The sequence below is a fragment of the Streptomyces sp. NPDC008121 genome, from assembly GCF_042957155.1.
Classification (GTDB): Bacteria; Actinomycetota; Actinomycetes; order Streptomycetales; family Streptomycetaceae; genus Streptomyces.
On record NZ_JBIBHT010000006.1, the window covers coordinates 162358 to 182787 of the forward strand.

The 20430-nt window shown below is 68.3% G+C and carries 13 protein-coding genes; 5 read left to right on the forward strand and 8 right to left on the reverse strand.

Features of this window, described 5'->3' with window-relative positions; translation table 11 throughout:
- Nucleotides 1-555: 555 nt before the first annotated feature.
- On the forward strand, nucleotides 556-2673 hold the full coding sequence (locus tag ACFZBD_RS21230; protein ID WP_391142210.1) for a DNA/RNA helicase domain-containing protein: 2118 nt from the start codon (nucleotides 556-558) through the stop codon (nucleotides 2671-2673).
- Nucleotides 2674-2730: 57 nt separating this feature from the next.
- Here the strand turns inward: ACFZBD_RS21230 and ACFZBD_RS21235 are convergent, their stop codons facing one another.
- From ACFZBD_RS21235 to brxD, 4 genes are all read right to left on the reverse strand, one after another.
- Nucleotides 2731-2859 (reverse strand): DUF6408 family protein, encoded by a 129-nt coding sequence (locus ACFZBD_RS21235; RefSeq protein WP_222517947.1) that lies wholly within the window; start codon nucleotides 2857-2859, stop codon nucleotides 2731-2733.
- A gap of 267 nt (nucleotides 2860-3126) precedes the next feature.
- The gene (locus ACFZBD_RS21240; protein ID WP_391141533.1) at nucleotides 3127-4998 is read right to left on the reverse strand and encodes a DNA/RNA helicase domain-containing protein; all 1872 of its coding nucleotides are present in this window, start codon (nucleotides 4996-4998) and stop codon (nucleotides 3127-3129) included.
- Between the two features lie 146 nt (nucleotides 4999-5144).
- A complete protein-coding gene (locus ACFZBD_RS21245) occupies nucleotides 5145-7355 on the reverse strand; it encodes a DEAD/DEAH box helicase (RefSeq protein ID WP_391141534.1) in 2211 nt (736 codons plus the stop codon).
- Nucleotides 7355-8689 carry a BREX system ATP-binding protein BrxD gene (brxD, locus tag ACFZBD_RS21250; RefSeq protein WP_386561716.1) on the reverse strand — a complete coding sequence of 445 codons (1335 nt, stop codon included), beginning with the start codon at nucleotides 8687-8689 and terminating at the stop codon, nucleotides 7355-7357. Before brxD ends, ACFZBD_RS21245 begins: the two co-directional genes overlap by 1 nt.
- A 149-nt stretch (nucleotides 8690-8838) precedes the next feature.
- Between brxD and ACFZBD_RS21255 the strand changes: the two genes are divergently transcribed.
- Together ACFZBD_RS21255 and ACFZBD_RS21260 are read left to right on the forward strand one after the other, a co-directional pair.
- Nucleotides 8839-10662 carry a DUF262 domain-containing protein gene (locus tag ACFZBD_RS21255; RefSeq protein ID WP_391141536.1) on the forward strand — a complete coding sequence of 608 codons (1824 nt, stop codon included), beginning with the start codon at nucleotides 8839-8841 and terminating at the stop codon, nucleotides 10660-10662.
- Complete coding sequence (locus tag ACFZBD_RS21260) at nucleotides 10659-11705, forward strand: CBS domain-containing protein (protein WP_391141538.1); 1047 nt, start codon at nucleotides 10659-10661, stop codon at nucleotides 11703-11705. Before ACFZBD_RS21255 ends, ACFZBD_RS21260 begins: the two co-directional genes overlap by 4 nt.
- A 9-nt stretch (nucleotides 11706-11714) precedes the next feature.
- On the opposite strand, the gene pglZ is transcribed toward ACFZBD_RS21260, so the two are convergent.
- The 4 genes from pglZ to ACFZBD_RS21280 form a co-directional block, all read right to left on the reverse strand.
- Nucleotides 11715-14609, reverse strand: a complete 2895-nt coding sequence (pglZ, locus tag ACFZBD_RS21265; protein ID WP_391141541.1) for a BREX-2 system phosphatase PglZ — start codon at nucleotides 14607-14609, stop codon at nucleotides 11715-11717.
- Nucleotides 14606-18502 carry a phage resistance protein gene (locus ACFZBD_RS21270; protein ID WP_391141543.1) on the reverse strand — a complete coding sequence of 1299 codons (3897 nt, stop codon included), beginning with the start codon at nucleotides 18500-18502 and terminating at the stop codon, nucleotides 14606-14608. Before ACFZBD_RS21270 ends, pglZ begins: the two co-directional genes overlap by 4 nt.
- Nucleotides 18503-18683: 181 nt before the next feature.
- Nucleotides 18684-18926: a hypothetical protein gene (locus ACFZBD_RS21275; protein WP_391141545.1), complete on the reverse strand. Its 243-nt coding sequence runs from the start codon at nucleotides 18924-18926 to the stop codon at nucleotides 18684-18686.
- Nucleotides 18923-19153 (reverse strand): hypothetical protein, encoded by a 231-nt coding sequence (locus tag ACFZBD_RS21280; protein WP_391141548.1) that lies wholly within the window; start codon nucleotides 19151-19153, stop codon nucleotides 18923-18925. The genes ACFZBD_RS21275 and ACFZBD_RS21280 overlap by 4 nt, the downstream gene beginning before the upstream one ends.
- Nucleotides 19154-19341: 188 nt before the next feature.
- Between ACFZBD_RS21280 and ACFZBD_RS21285 the strand changes: the two genes are divergently transcribed.
- Together ACFZBD_RS21285 and ACFZBD_RS21290 are read left to right on the forward strand one after the other, a co-directional pair.
- On the forward strand, nucleotides 19342-20184 hold the full coding sequence (locus ACFZBD_RS21285; RefSeq protein ID WP_391141550.1) for a Scr1 family TA system antitoxin-like transcriptional regulator: 843 nt from the start codon (nucleotides 19342-19344) through the stop codon (nucleotides 20182-20184).
- Entirely contained in the window at nucleotides 20166-20375 is a 210-nt protein-coding gene (locus tag ACFZBD_RS21290) for a DUF397 domain-containing protein (protein WP_391141553.1), read from the forward strand. The genes ACFZBD_RS21285 and ACFZBD_RS21290 overlap by 19 nt, the downstream gene beginning before the upstream one ends.
- The last annotated feature ends 55 nt before the right edge of the window (nucleotides 20376-20430 follow it).

Sequence of the window (20430 nt, forward strand, 5' to 3'; positions counted from 1 at the left end):
TCCACGGACGCGACCGGGCCAACGGCTTGGTCGCCGACCCGCAAGCCGCTGGCCCTATGACATCCCGAATGCCAAGCCTGTCCCACGGCTGATGACGCTCACTCGTTGCCGGGTGGCGGCCCCAGTAGCGGTTTACCAGCGTCACTGACCACAGGCATTTTCGACGAGCGGCTGCTAGGACTTGCGGCCCTTGGCCCGAGAACATGCCGCCGTCGGACTGGTGGGCGGATCTCGGACTGTCCGCGACGGGGTCGACGGAGCCCGCCGGGAACAGCGGTGGGGAGCTGGCGGCGGTCGCCCGGGAGTTTCCGGTCCGCGCAATCGGCGCCCCGAGAATGAGCTGACACTTGCCGGCTCGAGATCTAGGTCCATGACCCGTACTGCGTGATCCAGCCATGATCGACGCAGTTCTCGCCGACAGCCGAGGTGTCGTTCTTCGGCAAGTCGGGCCTTACTAGGATTACTCCAACCGATTGCGGCCCGACGGGCTTCCTGAACAGGACATGCCCCCACCCGCACGAGTCACTCGTGCCCTGGGGGAACCACCTCGTGTCCATGCTCCTGCTGAAACTGTCGGCGGAGGATCTGCTCACTCTGAATTCGCGTCGCAGAATGGTTCCGCACCTTGCTGCCCGATGGCGCTACTTCAGGGGCGCGGACGCCTCGTTGTCGGAACGTTCCGCGTGGGCGGAAAGCCTGGTGAGCCTGGCGAACGACCTGGTCGCGGCGGAGCGCGGCAACGTGGAGATGATCGTCGAATGTGCCGCCACGCTCGACGAGGTGAACCGTTCCGAGAACCCACGCCTCATCGACGTCGTTCTGGTGGGTCGGCACCCGGAACGCAACGTGCCGTCGGTCCAGTTGGTCGAGCTGAAGCGCTGGTCGACGGTGACCAGGGTGGAGCAGGCCACGGCAGACCTGCTCTACGTGCCGGCCATGGACGAGGTGAAGCAGCACCCGGCACTGCAATTGCGCTCGTATTACCAGGCGTTCACGAGTGACAGGGGCCCCTTCCGGCGCTCGGACTTCGAATGCGGAGGTTTCGCCTACCTGCACAACGCCGCGGAAGACTCGGTTCGGCCCTTGATCGACGTGGATGCGCCGACAGGTGCCTACGCCCGCGTGTACACAAGCGACCGGCGCGCACAATTGCTGTCCGACCTCCAGCGGCACTTCGCCGTCGAAGGCGCGGCCTCAGAGGCCGAGAGGATGCTGCAGAACATGGGGTTGCGCAACACCCCGCTGCTCGACGCGATGATCTGGTCCCGCGGGGCCGACACCGTCTTCACACTCCGTGGGCGCCAGAAGGCAGTGGCCGACCAGGTCCTGGAATCGGCCGCCAAGGTCCTACCGGATCCCGAGCGTCCCACCTTGGTCCCGGACGAGCAACGGGTGATCTTCCTGGTGACCGGTGGCGCCGGAACGGGAAAGAGCGCGATCGGACTGCAGATCAAAGCGGAGCTGGAGGCACAAGGCCGCACGGTCAACTACGCCAGCGGCAGTAGGGCGTTCAACGGCGCGCTTCAAGAGCACGTCGGATACGGAGACCGGGAGTTCAGGGAGTCGTTCACGTACTTCAGCAATTTCGTCAGACCACCGGAGCCACCCCTGGACGTGTTGATCTGCGACGAGGCACACCGACTTCGCGACCGCTCGACGAATCGATTCTGGAAGCCCGAGGACTGGGGCACGGGGCCGCAGGTGGACGAGCTCCTCGCCGCGTCGCGACTGACGGTCTTCTTCATGGATGAAGGGCAGTCGGTGAGGCCGAACGAGGTCGGTACCGTACAGCTGATCAAGGAGGCTGCTGCCCGCCACGATGCCCGCCTTGTTGAGGTCGGGCTTCGCGAGCAGTTCCGCTGTGGCGGCAGCGACGCCTACCCCCGTTGGGTGCGCGCCGTGCTCGGTGTGACGGACGAGGAGATCGAGTGCTGGCGCCCGGACGGCCTGATGCACGTCGAAGTGGCGGACACCCCTGAGGAACTCGAACGGATCATCCGTGCCGAAGCGCTGGCCGGTGCGTCTGCGCGCATGGTCGCCGGCTATTGCTGGCCTTGGACCAAGCCACTCGGCAAGGAGAGGCGGCTGGAGGCCGATGTGCGCATCGGCGACTGGCACCGGCCGTGGAACGCGGACAGCGACACCTTCTGCGCTGACGACGTGCCCCCGTCCAAGATATGGTCCGTGCACGAGAACGGCCTCGGCCAGATCGGTTGTGTCTATACGGCGCAGGGCCTCGAATGGGACTGGTGCGGCGTCATCATGGGCGAGGACATGGTGCGCCGAGACGGCCAATGGGTGTTCCGTCGGGGCAAGGAGCGCAAGGCCGAGGAGTCTGACGCCAAGCGAGTGGCTCGCCCCGGCTCGTTCGACCCGAAGGTGAAGGCGGGCAGTGTCGACGACGAGGAATTCGCCCGACTCGTCCGCCACGCTTATCACGTGCTGATGACCCGGGCCAGCCGGGCAACAGTGCTCTATTCCACAGACGAGGAGACCCGGACCTACCTCAAGGAACTCGTCGGGCCGGTCGAGATCCACGCGTTGCGTCCTACGTGGGAGAATCTGCCTGCGGAGGCGCGCAAGCCGCACCTGCCCCGGCCCAGCAGGGGAAGACGTGGCAAGAGGAATCGGAAGGCGCGCAAGTCGCAGGGGCCCGATCTGACGCTGTTCTGAACGCGCTTTCGCGTTCGGTGTGAGTGGCGGGCTCACCGGGCCCGCCACCCGCCCGCTCTAGAAGAGCAGACCCGCAATCGACAGCAAGGCCGTCACCACAAGATTGGTGACGACTCCGACGGCGATCTCGATCAGGATCTCGCGGATCCGTTCACGACGCGCAGGCTTGTACTCGACCGAGGTCATGGCCGCTCCAATGCAGTGAGATCGGAATGGCAGGGGGACGCCCTGCGGGCATCCACGCTCGCGTCGTGTGTCGCCACACGACGGGCACAACCATTCGTCGCTCACGGGTCATTGGGGCAGGCGTACCGACCCTTGCCTCGTACCCTCCGGGAAGGTGCGCAGCGCGATCATGCTATCTCGCGGCCCGGCCCGCGCGTCGTGGTTTTCGCAGTGCTCCAGTGGCCGAGAGCGCCCTGATTTCCGCGGCGCCTCGAAGGCGGTTGGTGCTCAAGGCGTCGGAGGGATCAGCGTGCGGAGCTTCTCGCGGGTCTCGGGATCCGTCGAATAGACGACCGTCCCGATCATGCCCCGGGTGAGAAGCACCTTGTACGTATTGCGCACGAGGCGATCCACGTCGTCGTCCGATGTCGCCTTCGTGAACGAGGGATCCTTCGACGCTGTGCGGTCCACCACCCATCGGTCGGTCCGCCAGACGAGGTCCGGGCCCATGATGACACCCGCCCAGTCGTACTCGAAGCCCTGCGCGGTGTACACACATCCGACCTGCCCGTACCCCTCGGGGGCGGTGGCCCACAGTGGCGCCGGCGGTGCGCCGAGCAGGGCTCGGTCACCGTAGAGGTTCCATGGCCTCGCCCAGTCACCGATGACCACGTCGGTGGGCAATGTGTTCATACTGGAAGTAATCTTCGTCGTCCACTTCCAGCAGTAGCCCGCGGACATGCGGGCGCCGTAGCCTTGCGCCCGTTGAGCGGCCAGGAAGTCTTCGAGCTCCTGCGGGGTGTCGACAGTCATCAAACGGACTTTGTCGTCGGGCTCCCACACGGTGGGAGCTTGACCTTCGAGCCCCAGAAGGTCGACGACCCACCGCAGGTACGCGTCGCTGCCACCACATCGGAACTGGCTCTCCAGTTTCACCACGGTGCATGCGAGCCCCAATGCGGCGGCTGCTTCTCGAATCTGCTCCTCCGTCCCCATCTCGCCCGGTCGGACCACTTGGTGCTGGTCCAGCAGGAAGACCGGAACCCGAGCCGCTGCCATCAGCTCCGCCACCTGCGGTCGGCCCGTGCGGAGCGTCGCCTTCGTGTAGCGGTTGGCGGAGGTCTTGCGCAAGCGGTGCGCCTCGTCGCAGACAAGGACGTCGAGATCGTTGGGCTCGGCCTCCATGAAGCTGTTGAAATAGCGGAAGAGCCGCTGCACTTCGGGCTTGCGGGTGCCGGCGATCTTGCGCATCGTCTTGGTGAACGATTGTGAGCCGGTGGCGTGCAGGGCGGGTACTCCGCGCCGGTAGAGGTCTCCGAGGAGAGACAGCGCGATCACGCTCTTGCCGGAGCCCGGCCCCCCGGTCACCACGACGACCTGTTTGCGATCGGCTTGCCGCGCCCGCCGCACGGCGGCCATGACCGTCTCGTAGGCGAGCCGCTGTTCATCGAGCAGGACGAACTGTTCCCGGTCGCGCACCTCTTCGGCAGCGACGGCCATCAGCTGCCTCGACGGCCGGACCTTGGCCTGCAGCAAGGCATCGGCCGCATCTGCACCGGGCTTCGCGGCCAGACGCGAACGCAGGTAGCTCAGGAAGGCGCCGCGCTGATCACCGGTGAACATCCGGCCGCGATCGTCTTCTGCGACATGGCGCAGGCCCGCCACTTTGGCCTCCGTCGCGTTGTGCAGGTACGCCACGCCGACGACCGACTTCGGATCGTTCTCCAGGGCCCCGTTGAACGAGACCAGGTAGTCGCAGTAGCCGCGCACTTGCTCGATCGGGTTGAGGATCGGATGGTCGTAGGCGTCGATGCGGCAGAGCAGCGGATCCTCCGGCTCGGGGTGGGCTTCGCTCCACTGCTTCAGTTCGACCACCACGTACGACGCCTCGCCGGTGGCCGGATGGACGCCGGCCAGTATCACGTCAGCGCGCTTGCTGGTCAGCGGCAGCCCGTATTCCAGCAGCATCTCGACTTCGCCGAGCCCGGCTTCCACGAGCACATTGGTGAGTGCCGGGATGCTGCGCTCCCAAGCCTGAACCTCTGCCGGCTGGGGCCGGTGACGGTGCTGGTGCAGGAAGTTCTCCGTCAGGAGCCGCGCCAATCGGCCCTCGACGTGGGTGCGGGTGGCCAGTGACGCCGCAGACTCACGGAACAGCAAGAGAATGCCCCCAGGCAGCACGAAGTAGCTCGTGCGGGTGGGGGCATGTCCTGGTTCCGCGAATGCGGAGCGGAAGCCTGTCGGGCCGCTGAGTTTGTCGTGGCCATTCTAGAACAGGCAGTGGATCACGAGGCTGGTCCCAAGGCTCAACCGGAGCATGCAGTGTGGAACCGTACGGTCTCCTGCAAGGCCGCTCGCGCGCCGTCGAAGTCGGCCAGTCGCGCGGCAACGGTGGCCACCGCGAGACGCTGGGGGAGCGCTGCTGAGAACTTCAGGCCGTGTACGGCTCGGTGATCGACATCAGGCAACACCAGCGCGTTTCCGCCCTCGGCATCCGCACGCGCCACTCGCCACATGTCGGGTGTCAGGTCTTCCCTCAGCCGCACGTAGCAGTCCGTCGGTCGTTGAACGGGGTCACTGATCGACGGAAGGGTGGCGGCCAGTGTCGCGTTCGCTCGGTAGCCGGCCCACGTCCACCAACGCACATCCGTTCCCAGGCGGGTGATCAGGGAGCCGTCAGCATCCGTGATCTGTGGAGCATCTTCCTCACGCCACTCGGTCAGGCACGCCTCGGCCCGACGGGTCAGAGAAACCAGGGGGTCTGCTCCGAGAAGTACGTCGCGCATCGAGCGGGTCAAGGCGTACGAGAGACCGGCGAGGGAACTGCCCGTCCATTTGGCGACGCCACCACCGTCGGCCGGCTCGACGAAGGCCCGCTTGCGCCCCCAGTCGATGAACGTCACTTGCCAGCTGCGTCCGCCGAGCAGCAACCGGCGCGGGCCCGGCCGCTCTTCCGTCAGCACGGAAGGGTCCGTCTGCCCGATCTCGGTACGACCGGACAGAACCGTGAACTGCGGGGGAGCGGTGAAGGAAGCGGTCAATTCGATGAAGTGACGCCGGCCGAAGCGTCGCTCCGCCTCGGGGCCGATGAAGAGCATGCTGGCGTCCTCGTCGAGGAACCCTTCGTTCACCAGGTGTCGCAGGATGGGAGCCGCTGACCGGTCGAACGGGGCCAGCCCGTTCCACATCCCTTGCCATGTCTGGTCACCGATGCGGTGCTGCTGGAGCGTGGCAGCGAGCAGCTGCTGCGCCACGAGGTGGCGAGGTTCTGGAGGCGGTGTTACCGGTTCGACCCAGCCGCGGCCCCAGAGCAGCAGGAGGGCGGCGGCTTGCAGCAGGGTGTCCTTGCCGGTGGCGAGGAACAGACAGTTGCGAGTGGTCCCCGAGCGCCTGCCGGTACGGCCGATGCGCTGGAGGAACGATGCCACGGTGCGGGGCGAGTCGATCTGGATGACGCGGTCCAGGTCGCCCACGTCGATGCCCAGTTCCAGTGTGGAGGTGGAGACGATGACACAGTCTCGTGCCTCTGCGAAGGCCTGTTCCGACCGGGCTCTTTCGTCGGCCGAGAGCGAGGCGTGCGAGAGGAACACCGTCACTTCGCGCGCCCGCAGGGCGGCTCCCAGCTCCTCCACCTGTCGTCTGGACTCGCAGAACACCAGCCGCTTCTCTCCGCGGTGCAAGGCGGCGATCAGCTTGGACGCGTTGTCGAGAGACCCTACGTAGTCCAGCTCCACCTCGCCTGGAGGCCGGAGGTTCCCGGTCGTGGGGGCGGCGGTCGGGGCGGCATCCGGGGTGAGGGTGAGGTCGGGGGCGACGACCCGCCCCGGGCGGTTGCCTGCACCGGAACCTTGGAGCCAGGTGAGGAGCTGTTGAGGGTTCCCGACGGTTGCAGAGAGACCGACCCGCTGGATGGGGTGTCCCGTGACCTGCTCCAGACGTTCCAGAACCGCGAGCAGATGCCAGCCTCGGTCGTCGCCCGCGAACGCGTGCACCTCGTCCACCACGACTGCCCGGACCCCGCCCAGGAGGTGCGCGTGGTCGGTCTTGACTCCGATGAGCATGGCCTCAAGGGACTCAGGAGTGGTGAGGAGGATGTCGGGTGTGTCCGTACGGATGCGCCTGCGCTGAGACTCCTTCGTGTCTCCGTGCCACAGCTCGGCTCGGCGGCCGAGCCACTGAGCGTAGGAGTCAACGCGGACCACCAGGTTGTTGAGGAGTGCTTTGAGCGGGCACAGGTAGAGAACGGACGTTCCGGACCAGCGCTCGTGGGACATGGCCGACAGGATGGGCAGGCATGCTGCCTCGGTTTTGCCGCCCGCAGTGGGCGCGAGCAGTACGGCGTCCTCGCCGTCCATGAGTGGGTCGATCGCGGCCCGTTGCAGAGGCCGGAGGTCGGGCCAGCCGAGCGTGTTCACGACATGGTGGAGGATGACGGGGTCGAGTCGGTCGACGGGGTCCGTGCCTACTCGGTGGGCGCCGGCATGGGCGGACCCTCCACCCGCTTCGTCTCCACTCATCACACGTCCAGGTCGATGTCGTCGGCCGAGCCGGATGCCGCGTGATTGCGCTCCACGTCCGTGAGCTCGTTGCTCGTCACGGTCAGTCGGTAGTGCTGACGAGGGTCGAAGTCCTCGAACTGGTCGACACGGTCCAGGACGTCACCGACCAGCTTCTTGAGGAACAGCCGCGGCGCCACACCTGCCTTCCCCCCGAGGGCACCGCCCACCGCGCGGGCGAGGTCGGCAACGTACGCATCGTCGACGAGTGACTTCACGCGTTCCGGCGAAGCGGCACCTTCCGCGTAGAGGTCTCGAATGGTCACTCCGAGGCCGACCAGCGACTCCTGTGTGAAGCCCGGCAGTCGCACTTGCACTGCACGTGGGTTGTCGAAGCGCGGGTCGGTGGTGAAATCGGTGGCGAGGCGCTGGGCGAGAGGAGCGAGCCGCTGAACCCCCTGCTGGCCGTCGTAGAACGCCGGTGTTCCGGTGATCAGGAGATAGAGGCCGGGGAACCGGCCGGAGTGCACCTCGTCGATGAGCTGTCGAAGGGCGTTCAACGCCTTGTCCCGCGCATCCGAACGGACGCGCTGCAGCGTCTCGACCTCGTCCAGGACGACGAACAGACCGTTGTGTCCGGAGTCGCGCAGTACGGTCAGGAGCCCTTGCAGGAAGCCGAAGGCCCCGAAGTGATCGAGGTCGCCACGGACTCCGGCGGAGCGTCGGGCGGCCGCTGCGACGTGGGGCTGGCCGCCCAGCCATGCCAGGACTGCCGCTGCCGTCGCCTCGTCGCCCCCGGCGAGGGCTGACTTGTAGCCGCGCAGTGCCGTGGCGAACGAGGGTGCGTGCCGGGACACCTCGGTCAATCGTGCCGTCAGTAGCTTCTCCACCGCCTGCGGGAGAGCTTCCTCCTCCGCGCCGTCCGCGAGAGCATCCTCTTCCAGGGTGTAGAACCATGCGTCCACGACCGGCCGGAGCGCGCTCGGCGGGAAGCTTGCGGTAGCCAGCCGCTCGGTGAGGCGCCGGTAAACGGTCTCCAGCTTGTGGAGGGGGGTCTCCGTCTCGGAGATTTGAATCTCCGCCAACGCGAAGCCCCTCCGCTTGGCCCGTTCACCCAGCCACCGGGTGAAGAAGGTCTTGCCCGACCCGTACTCCCCGCGGACGGCCTTGAACACCGACGAACCGGAGGCGACCGTGTCGAGCTCGGCATCGAGTGCTGCCTCGAACCGGTCCAGGCCGGTGGCCAGCAGGTCGAGCCCGCTTTCGGGGACGGCGCCGCGACGCAGGGCGTCGATCACCGCACGGCGACGCGCCGCACTGGCAGGGGAGGGACGGGAGGAAGCAGCGGTACTCACGTCACCAGTGTCCCATTCCAGTGGTGCCGGGCGGTTGGCCGAAGACGACTCCTGGTGCGGCCGATCTCGTTGACCTCCGCGTCACGTGATTGGTCCAATCGCCGCTCGCGTGAAGAACGCGCAGCACTGCGAGGGTGGGGAACAAGCACGTGGCCGGACTCGACAATGTGAAACTCAAGACGCTCCTGGCAGATGTGGCGTCAGGCTCTCTTCAACTGCCCGACTTCCAACGGGACTGGAAGTGGGACGACGATCGAATTCGCGCCATTGTCGCGACGGTGACGCTCGACTACCCCCTGGGCGTGGTGATGACGCTGGAGACAGGGGGCGACTCACCCTTCCGCGCCCGTGCCCTCACCGGCGCGAAGGTGACCGAGGACGTGGCGCCCAGTCTGCTGCTCCTCGATGGACAGCAGCGTCTCACCTCGCTGTACCAAGCTCTGTTCCAGGACAGTCCCGTCGAGACCACAGATGCGCGTGGCAACTCTGTCAGGCGCTGGTACTACGTGGACATCAAGAACGCCATCGGCTCGCCCGCCGACCGCGACGAGGCCATCGTGTCGGTACCCGAGGACAAGGTTCAGCGGTCCAATTTCGCCCGGAACGTCGTTCATGACCTGACCACCGCCGAAGGCGAATGTGCTGCAGGACTCTTCCCCCTCAGCATCGTCTTCGACACCGCGAAGGTGAATGCCTGGCGACGAGCGTACGAGAAGATGGACGACGGTCACTTCGACCGGTGGAGCCGGTTCGAGGAGCAGGTACTCGAACCCGTGCGCTCCTTTCAGGTGCCCATGATCAAACTGGCCGCCTCCACATCCATGGACGCCGTGTGTGCCGTCTTCGAGCGAGTGAACACAGGGGGTGTGCCCCTCAACGTCTTCGAGCTCCTGACAGCGACCTACGCCGGTGACCGGGCCTACCGGGAGCGGACCGGCGACTACTACCAGCTGCCGCAGGTCTGGCGGGCGATCAAGGAGGATCTGGCCGGCCGCCACCCCGTGTTCGGACGGCTAGAGGCGGGCATCGACGACGGACTGAGCAGCAGCGATTTCCTGCAGGCCGTGGCGCTGGTGCGCACGTGGTCCCGGAAGCAGGACGGGCAGGGCACCGGCGTCTCCTGCAAACGCCGTGACCTCCTTGAGCTCCCCCTGGCGGACTTCGAGTCGCTCGCGCCGCGGCTCGCCAAGGCGTTCGCATGGGTGGGCGCCTTTCTCGAGAGGCAGTGCATCGTGCGCGCTGCCGAGCTGCCCTACCGCACCCAGCTGGTACCGCTCGCCGCGGTCAGGGCCATCCTCGAGGAGGCGACCGACACGCTCGGCGCGGAAGACATGATCACTCAGTGGTATTGGTGCGGCGTGCTCGGTGAGATGTACGGCGGCTCCACCGAGACCCGCTTCACGCGGGACGTCGAACAGCTGGTGGCATGGGTCCGGCGTGAGGGACCCGCCCCGGAGACCGTCACCGACGCCTACTTCTTCCCGGAGCGGCTGGACACGCTCACCACGCGGAACAGTGCTGCCTACAAGGGAATCTATGCGCTGCTCATCAAACAGGGGGCTGTGGACTGGCACTACACGGAGACGCCGCTGAAGCCCAGCCTGATGGACGAGTACGGCGTAGACGTCCGGCACATCTTCCCCCGAGCCTGGGTGCGCCGGCAGTACGACGGAGCCAAGACTTCCCCAGCCAACTCCATCGTCAACAAGACACCGCTGTCTCTGCGCGCCGCCCAGGCCCTCAACGGCGCACCCGGTACCTATCTCGACTCACTCGCCGCTGCTTCCGACATGCGTCGTGAGTGGTTCGACGACGTCATCGCGACGCACCTGATCGATCCGTACTTGCTGAGGACGAGCGATTACGAGGCGTTCTACGCGGCACGGGCCAAGCAGCTCGAGGACATGGTGTACGCAGCCATGGGCAAGCGGACGATCCTGCGTGACATGACCGACGGCAAGGCGGTCAAGTGAGCCAGAAGCCGAGCACCGAAGACCTTCTCGCGCTCAAGGGCACAGAGATCCCCCTCCGGGAACTGCTGGACCTCTTCGACGTGCGGGTGCGCCGGCCGTGGAACGTGCACGACATCGCGCAAGCACTGACCGACGCAGGGCTCGCCACTCTGCCGGACTTCGCCAACTGCGCTCCGGGCGAGCGGGTCCAGATCGTCGCCTTCGCCACTGCCGCGCAGGTCACGCCCGAGCCCGACGACGCGGACGATGCAGAGAGGGATCCGCTTCCGTCGGCCGCGCTACCGCAGCGGCTCCGGATCGGTGACCTGCCCTCCGCCCGTGGCGGGGTGCGATGCGTGTCCATCACCTCGGAGCTTTCTCAAGCGACGTACCTGATGCGCCAACGCGGGTACGCCCAGATCCCCGTCACGACGGGCATGACGACCCTGCACGGAGTGATCACCTGGCGTTCCCTGGCCCTCATGTACGAGGTGGGTAAGGAGAGCAGCCTGGAGAACGCCATGCAGCAGGAGTCACTGCCGGTGGCCGACGCGCGGCAGGAGTTCTTCGCGTGCCTGCCCATGCTCTCCGAGCACGGCTACCTTCTGGTCCGAGGCGAGGACGGAAGTCTGTCCGGCATCGTGACCCAGGCCCATGTGGTCCACCGCTTCGAGAGCGCTGCCCGCCCCTTCTTCCTACTCGGCGAGATCGAATCGCTCCTGCGCCGGTGGCTGGGAGCCAAGCTCAACGAAGAAGCGATCAGGGCGGTTCAGACGAACAAGAAGGCCGAGCACCGCTCCGGGAGGGTCGAGGATCTGACGTTCGGCGACTACGTCTATCTCCTCAACGGGGAGCAGAAGAAGCAGACCATGGCGCAACAGGCGGACCGCAACTGGGCCGCGCTCCAGTGCGAATCCCTGGACCGCGGCCAGTTCGTCCGTCATCTGCAGCGTGTGAAGGACGTTCGGAACCGCATCGCTCATTTTGATGCAGAGCCTTTGCCTCTCACGTCGATGCGGGAGCTGACGGCCTTCACGACCCTGCTGCGGGACTACGTCGGCTGACCCACCGCTTCACACCCCGAACTGCAGCTGCAGCAGACTCCTGTCGAGACGGAGCGTCCGTCCGTCCGGCAGGGTCTGCAGGACCTGAACTCCGTCGTAGTTGAGGACCTGCCGCAGCACCGCGGCGAAGCCGTCCGCGCGGGTGGCCGGGTAGTCGACGCGCTGCGCCACAGCCGTCACGGGCAGGGTGCCTCCGGCCTCCAGGAGTGCCCGGATCGCCTTCTCCAACTTGTCCAGGGGCGGCCTGCGGGCCAGTAGCCCGACCTGGTCCTGGAACGCCTCGGACGCGAGCAGTGCCGTGATCAGCGCATCGTCCGGCGCGACCAGAACGGGTGTGACCAGGGCGCCCTCGTGTTCGGCCGCCGGGACCAGAGCGACGTCGAAGAGGGAGTCGTGCGTCTGGGCCAGTTCGGCCTGCGCCTTCGTCGGCTTGTGCCGGTTCTGCTTCTCCGGACGGGCAGCAGCCGACGCCGAGACCGGAACTGCGTTCTGGAGGGGCGTGTGCCCGTCGAGCAACCACCATGCCGGACGCTGATCACCCAGCTCTCGCCAACCGCCGGGCGGAGTGGCGCCGAAGGGCAGGAAAGCGAGTACGGGGATGGTGAACTCACGCAGGGCCGCGCCGCCGTGGTAGCCGGCCTTGAGCGAGGTATAGCGGGAGTCGGCGTCCCAGAGGGCGACGATCGAGCCGCCCGGCTCGGGCCAGACCACGCGGGGGCCCGACAGGGCGACCTCCGTGGCTTCCAGGGGGCCGCCGGGGGAGCGGTGGCGGGCGGATTCCGGGGCACCGGCATCCACCTTGACCCCGCGCCGGTCCACGACGTGGCCATGGTCGCTGGTGAGGATCACCGCCATGCCCTGAGCCGCTGCGACCCGCAGCAGATCGCGCAGCCGCCCTATCTCGTCGAGGTGCCAGGCCCCGTCACCGAGCTTCTGCTCCTTCGCGAGCCGGTCGTCGATGGTGTTCAGTACGACCGCGACGTGCGTGCGCCCGTCAGCGAGGGCCTCCGTGAGTGCCGGACCGAACGTGTCCCCTGAGCCGTCGGCGCGCAGATCGTCCTTGTGGAAGACCGCGGCCGGCTCCCCGCCCCAGAAGGCGTGGGCGGGGAACAGCTTCTTCTCCTCCGCCTGTGTGCCCTTCAGCAGTCGGCCCGCGAACAGGGACGTCCGGCAGACGGTCGTCAGCGTGGGCAGAGCCGCGGCCATCGCGCGACGGCGGGGTGCACCTTCGTCCAGCGGATCGAACTCGGCCCATGAGGCCCGCAGTTCCTCTCCAAGCTCGCTGGCGATCGCGGCGCTCATCCCGTCCAGGACCAGCAGGAGCACGCGGCGGTCGGCCCCGCCCCGTACGACCGGCTTCACCACGCGGTCGAGGAAGGTCTCCACGGTCAGCATCGTGCCGGGTCGGGTACCGGAAGCGGTCCAGCCGGCCAACGCGCGGGCGAAGTCGCCGTCGATCTCGTGGCGCTTACGGCGCACCTGACGGCCGAGCGTGTCGTACGCCGACTTCAGGACGGGGTCCGGGTCGCCGCCCGCTTCGATGTGCTCGAGCGCCCGGTCCACCCACCCGGTTTCGGTGATGTGGCGTTGCAGGGCATCGGCCACCGTGTCCGAGGTGACGACCGGGTCACTGGCCAGCCACTGGGCCAGCCGCCGACCCATCCGGGCCCGTTCCACCCGGGCCCGTGCCTCCGGCCCGTCGGCCTGCCTGTGCTCGCCCAGGGTGCGTACGGCGTCCGCGACGGCCTGGGGCTCCCCGGCGGCCAGCGCCCGGCCCACTGCTGCGAAACGTGCTTCGAGGCCCGCGGCCAGCAGCGCGCTGGCCTTGGCGGCATCCTCGGCGCCGAACTGGCGGACCAGGGCGGAGGCCCGGTCCAGGACGGTGTCACTGAGTCGGCGGGCCTCGCGCACCGCCTCCGCATCGCCGCCGGTGCGGGACGCGGAGGTCAGCAGCGCGGCCACGTACTCCTCGGAGGCGATCCCGAACCGGGACACGACGAGGTCGAGCTCCTCACCCTTGGCAAGGGGCTGCTCGCCCAACCACCGTTCGGCTCGCCCGCGAGCCCGGTAGACGGCGGCGTCCGGCTCACAGTGGACCCACAGCGCGGCGCAGACGAGCCCGAAGGCCACCGCGTCGGGGCCGTGTTCGGCCTCGACCAGCGCGAGGAGTGCCCGTCCGGCGTGACCCGCCTGGTCCTCCTCGCCGAGGAACGCGGACAGCCCCTCCCGCTCCGGACGGCGGAGCTTCAGCAGGAGTTCGGGCCCGCCGGCGGTCAGGGACCAGCCGAACAGCGTCTGCGGGTCCAGCGTGTCGCCGGCCGGGGCCCGACCCGAGGGCTCCACCTCGCTGTCGTACCGGCCCAGCCGCAATCTGCGCAGGGCCAGGGAGGTGAGGGCGGTGCGCCGGGAGAGTATGCCGCCGGCGACGGGAGGCCAGCCGCCCTTCGGCGGGGTGGCGTCCAACAGTGCCTCAGCGGCCCAGTTGGAATCCTTGAGCCGGGGATCGACCTGCTGGGCGCGGAACGCGTCGCGGACCACGTCCCAGCTGTCGACGGTGTCGACGCGCTTCTTGTGTGCGCGCGCCAGTATGGCGGGATCCAGCTCGTTCTGCTCGCGGTCGGTCAGGACGACGAGTACGGCCGGTCCGGGCACCGTGCCTCCGAGATGGTCCAGCAGCAGCTCGTGCACGGCCAGTGGCGACGGCGCGGCTGCGATGCGAGCCGTCAGCCCGTCCCCCCAGGAAGGCTCTGCCGGACCCTCCCACGTCGGCGCCGAGCGCAACAGCACGGCACGGCGCCGGCCGCTGCCGCTCAGGGACGCGGTGAGAGAGCTCTGGGACGACAGGTACTGGGTGACGGTCGCGAGGTTCAGGCGCACGGCGACGGCGGGGGAGGCGACGCTCATCGGCCGACCACCCGCCACGTGATCTCCACGGTGACGCCGGGCTCGGCAGCGGCCAGCTCGGCCAGCTCCGCTTGGAGCTCGGCCACCGCGTGCGAGGCCGTCGTCGTACGCGCCCCGCTCGTGCGGTGCTTCCGGGCAGGGGTGGACGGCTCCGTCGGAGACCCCTCGTAGGGAATCCGCGGATCGCTGGTCTTCGTGTCCAGCGGAACATCGGCGGGGCCCTGGGGGCCGGGGCTCGGGGCCACCGGCGGCGGAGAGACCGCACGGTTCCGCTTGAGCAGAGCCAGCACCTCGCGCTGGGTGCGGACGAGGGCTTCCTCCAGCTTGTCCGTCCGCTGCTGGTCGCTGCGGGCGACATTGCGCAGGGAGTCGAGGAGCGCCTCGCCCTCGGGGCCTTCGGCCGAGGCCAGCTCCAGAGTGCTCCAGGAGGTCGCGGCGAGCGCTTCGGCCACCTTGCGGGCCTGCTTGACCGAGGTCCCGTACTGTTCGGCGGTCATCGCGCCGAGGTCGAAACGGGCGAGGGCCTCCACCGTCTTCTTCGCTCCGGCCGCTCCCTGGCCGGCCGTGCCGGTCATGGCCTTGAGCAGCTCCACGGCCCGCCGGGCGAGTGCGAGGCGCCCGGTCTCGGCGGTCTGGTCGAGGTGCAGGAAACCGGCGTGCTCGTCCAGCCGCTCGGCCAACTCGGCGGCGGCCTCCTGGACTCCGCGGGCCTGCTCGGTGATCTGCCGGGCGAACTGGTTGACGATGCGTCCGCGCAGCAGGGTGGGCGCCGGCTGCCCGAAGACGGCCGCGAAGCGCTGCCTGGCGGACTCCCAGTCCTCGGGGGAGGGCAGCGGCTGGCTGCGCAGGGCGTCGCGGTCCTTGATCTGCGCCAGCTCCGGAGCCGGGTCGAGCGGCATGCCTTCGCGCACCCAGACCCGGTCGTCCATCTCGGCGAAGGCCGCCACGACGAGCCGCCCGAGGAAGTCCGGCAGCCCGCGCGGTGCCGGCTTGTCGGTCCAGTCGGTGAGCGTGATCAGGGTGAGGTCGCCGGTGGCGCCGTTCTCGCGGGCGAGCTGGCGGAAGTGGTCGGCCCAGTACGGGGACAGCTCGAAGTACGCCTCCTTCTGCTGCCCGAGGCGCAGCGGCCCCGCGATCCGCTTCATCAGCGCCCGGTCGCCGGCCGGAACCTCGGCGCGGCCGTCGCGTGCTTCGGCCGCGGCACGGACGTGCGTGAAGACCTTCTTGGCGTCGGCGGCCTTGACGACCGTGCCGGTCTGGTCGGGGTCGAAGTCCGGGTGGTCCGGGAACTGCGTCGCCAGCAGCTTGCCCGCGATGTGCCGGATGCCGTCGCGCAGCGACTGGCCGAAGGAGAGGGTGAGCCCGTCGACCTCGCGCAGCGATTCCAGGTGGTCGCCGAAGCCCAGCTCCACGTCCGTGGGCTTCTTCTCGGCGAGTCCGTACGCCTGCTTGAAGGCCGCCTTGACGGTCTTGAGCAGGGACTCGCGCTGGGTCTCCAGGAGCCCCTTGGCCCGGGCGCGGTTGTCGGCGTTCAGGTGGCCGGCGTACTGGCTGTCGAAGCGCTGGTCGTCGGCGAGGGCCTTGTCGATGACGACGAGGCGGCAGAAGTCCCCGTACCGCTGGCTGGAGAGGTGGGTGGGCAGCCAGGCGACGGTGCGCGACCGCTCGCCCTGCTGCTTCTCGCGCAGGCGCCGGATGCGGTTGGCGTCCTCGACGGGGCCGTACTCGCCGTCGTCGAAGGGGAGGTCGACGGCGATGCGCCAGCGGCCGTCCTCGCGGGGCATCAGGTCGTGGTCGGGCAGCTCGTCCTCGTCCGCCATGTTCCCGAAGATGACCTCGACGGAGCGGTTCGTGCCGCGCCAGACGAACTGCAGCTCTTCGACCAACTGGCCGTGGCTGACGTCGAGTTCCTCGGCGAGCAGGCGCTTGGCAAGAGCGAGGCGGTTGCCCGGGTTGTTGTTGACGTTGGCGTTCGCGATGACCGAGTCGACGTCGACGCCGGAGAGCTCCAGGCGGACGCCCGGGTTGGTGTCGGTGCCGGTCTCCTTGATCTCCGGGAAGCGGCCGGCCCAGTCGGCGACCTTGTTCTTCAGGATGCCGTACTCGCGGCCGGGGATCGGGGCGACGACCGAGCCGTAGTTGAGCGCGGACAGCCTGCGGATCGTCAGGTCGGCGAGGGCCGGCACGCTCGGCGCGAGCGCGGAGAGCAGGAGGGTGCCGATGATCCGGTTGTCACCGACGAAGGTCTTCACCCGGCCGCGCAGGGCCGCGTCGGTGATGCTGTCGGGGCGGTGGGTGTACTGCTCGATGTCCTCCTCCGACACGTTGTACGTGGCGAGGAGGAACGGGCGCAGCTTGGTCCGGTACAGCTTGTCCGCTGCCTCGAAGACGACCTTGAGGCTGTCGGTGAACGGCTTGTCGCCGCCCGCGGTGATCAGCGGATACAGGTCGCCGACCGGGATGAGGTCGCCCAGGCGCAGCTCGTGGCGGTGGTCGGCGAGGAGCTGGCCCATCAGCTTCATGCCGGTGCGGTTGCGCTGGAGCGCGGAGGAGACGTGGACGAGGGTGTCCATGAAGGCGGGGGAGAAGGGGTAGGTGAGCCGGAAGCTCTCCTCGTCGGCGCCGACGCCGTCGGCCCCGCGGTCGGAACCGAGGAGGGTGTCCCACACCTCCTGGCGGACCTTACGGGTCTTCTCGAACTCGGCCGTGATGAGCGCGGCGGCCTCGTTGTTCTTGGGCTGGAGGAGGCGGGCGTGTGCCACCTGGGGGAGGTTGCGGTCCTCCAGGGTGATCTTGTCGAACCGGCCGGACGCCTGGTTGAGGGTGTCCTGGATGGAGGACTCGGCGGCCCCGGACAGCTCCTCGCCGACCAGCTCGCGCAGATCACGCTGGCGGGCGATGAAGGACACGATCGGGATGGCCCGGCGGGCGTCGGCACCCTCCACGAAGTTGGTGATCTTGCCGGCCTCGCGGCCCACGAACTTCTGGTCGTGGATGAGGGTGGCCAGCCACAGGATCAGCTCGTCGAGGAAGAGGATCAGGCCGTCGTAGCCGAGGGACTTCGCGTGCTCGGCGATGACGGACAGGCCGGCGTCGAGCGAGATGAAGCCGTGCTCGTTCTCGTGCGCGTTCTGGGTGAAGCCGGGCAGGAGGTTCGTGCTCGCGTCCTGGACCAGGCGGGCGCGCAGCTCCACGGGGGTGGAAGGGGTGACGAGGTTGAGCGCGTACCCCGACTCGTGGATCTCCTCGGCGGCGAGCGCGGTGTCGAGGAGGGCGGAGGTCCAGGCGAAGGACTCGCCCCACTCGTCGTCCTCGTCCGCCTCACCGCCGACCGCGCCCAGGCCCTTGATGACGGCCTCGTCGCCCATCCGCTCCCGCATGGCGTGGATGTCGGCGAAGAGGGAGTCGGTGCGGTAGACCCGGGGGGTCGGTGCCTCGGGGTGGAGCTTCTTGACGTGGCTCACGTACGTGCCGAGGACCCGCTGCTCCAGGGCCTTCGCGCCGAGCATGTGGTACGGCACGAGCAGGAACTTCTTGCCGTCCGTGGTGAGCCACTCGTGCTTGGTCAGCACGGAGTCGAAGTCGGAGCGGCGGTGGGCGGCCGGGCTGCCGCTGAGCAGGGCGTGCAGCACGGCCATGAAGTGCGACTTACCGGAACCGAAGGAACCGTGGAGGTACGCGGCCTTGGAGGTGTGCCCGTCGAGGGAGGCCTTGATGAGGCCGAGGGCCTCGTCGAAGTTCTCCAGCAGCCGTTCCGTGACGACGTAGTCCTTGAGCGCGAGCTCGGCTCCCTGGGGGGTGGTGGCCTCGGAGAGCTGAAGGACGTAGTCGGACGTGGAGATCGACTCCTTGATGTTGATCACATCGCGGAGGAGGGGCGGCTGCTGGGCCATTGCGCGTCTCGCTCACCTTCTGACGGCCGTCGCCGTCGCTGTCCGTGCCGGTACCGGGACAAGTTCCTCGGGACATTGTCCGGCATCATCGCTGGTTACGGGGCTGATGGCCGGAAATATCCCGAGGATCAGGATGGCAGCGGGCACTGACAACGACGGGCCGTGGTGGCGGGCGGCCGGCTCACCCGCTCGGACGGGGCTTGCGGCTCCGGGCGTTCACCTCCGCGAGGCGGGCACGGAATGCTTCGGGTGGGCTGAGGGGCTCGGTGTCTTCCGGGTCCGCGTCCCATTCCCGGCCGCCGGCGAGGGGACGGAGCCGGAGGTACGGGCCGAGGCGGTCGGTGACGATGCCGAGTCGGTTGTGGTGGGTGTCGCGGACGATCTCGCCGAGGGCGGGGCGGCCGGCGTGAGGTTCGGCCGTCACCGGGAGGCGCCCCGCGTGATCACTTCCGCGAGGGCGTGTGCCACGGGCGCCGAGCAGAGCCCGAGATGGACGAGGGCATAGCGGGACTCGTCGGCCCAGGGCGTACGGACGTCCATGGCGGGCAACTGGATGCCGGCCCGGGTGAGAGCGGCGGCGAGGGCGTCGCGGGCGTCCAGGGCTTCCTTGATCTTGTGCTGGTTGGGGGTGGTGGGGCGGGAGGTGGGCATGGCGGACTCCTTCGGCTGGCCGTGCTCTGGTTTCCCGGACCGGAGGGTGTGGGGTGGATTACGGTGCGTAGCCCGGGCACTACGAGCATGCATCCGCAGGAGGCTGGCGACACCGTGGGTGGGGGTGTGGTTCCCCGGCCCGCAGCGGTAGTTCCACACCTTCCACGGAGATCAGGGGAGGAGCCGCGATGCCGCCACGTCGGGTGGTGACGGGTCGGAGCCAGGAGCCGCGGCAGAGGTTCGCGGAGGAGTTGCGGCTGCTGAGGATGGGGAGCGGGGCGAGCCTGCGGCAGCTGGGGGAGCGCCTGGGGTGGGACTGGTCGCTCTTCGGGAAGATGGAGAAGGGCGAGACCTTGGGCGGGCCGGAGGTGGTCCAGGCGCTGGACCAGCACTACGGGACGTCGGGGATGGTGCTCGTGTTGTGGGAGTTGGCGCGCGGGGACAAGACGCAGTTCAAGGAGCGGTACCGGCGGTACATGACGCTGGAGGCCGAGGCGGTGAGCCTGTGGCACTTTGCGGTGAGTGTGTTGCCGGGGTTGCTTCAGACTCCCGGATACGCGCGCGAAGTACTGGCTGCCGGTGGGCTGCGCGGGGACGAGCTGGAGCAGCAGGTCGAAGCACGGATGGGACGTCGGGACTTGCTGGAGGGGGAGGAGGCGCCGCCGTTCCGGACGATCCTGTCGGAGGCGGTGCTGAGGACGGTGCTGCGGTTTAGGCAGGCATGGAGTGAGCAGTTGGAGTGGTTGGCCGAGGTGGCCGAGCGACCGAACGTGATCCTGCACGTCCTGCCATTCAGCGCCGGTCCGTGCGGCTTGGACAGTACTGCCGTGATGTTCCTGCGGCTGAGTGACGGGCGTACCGTGGCCTATACGGAGAACGCCTACCGAGGTGAACTCATCGAGGAGAACGGGCCGGTTGAGCGGCTGCAACGTGCCTACGATGCGGTGCGTGACCTGGCACTCTCCCCGGCCGAGTCACGGAAGTTCATCCTGCGCATGTTGGAGGAAGTACCGTGCGACCCATCGACCTGAGCGCCGCGACCTGGCGCAAGAGTTCTCACAGCAATTCGGACGGCGGAGAATGCGTCGAGGTCTCCAACGACTTTGCTGCGGTCGTCCCCGTGCGGGACAGCAAGGACCCGCACGGTCCGGTGCTCGTGTTCCCGGCGGGCGGCTGGTCGGCCTTCGTCACCGCCGTCAAGGACCACCAACTGCCCCGCTGAGGAACGACCAAGGCCGGACGGCCTCCGAGAGCACTTGGGTTCTCGGAGGCCGTCG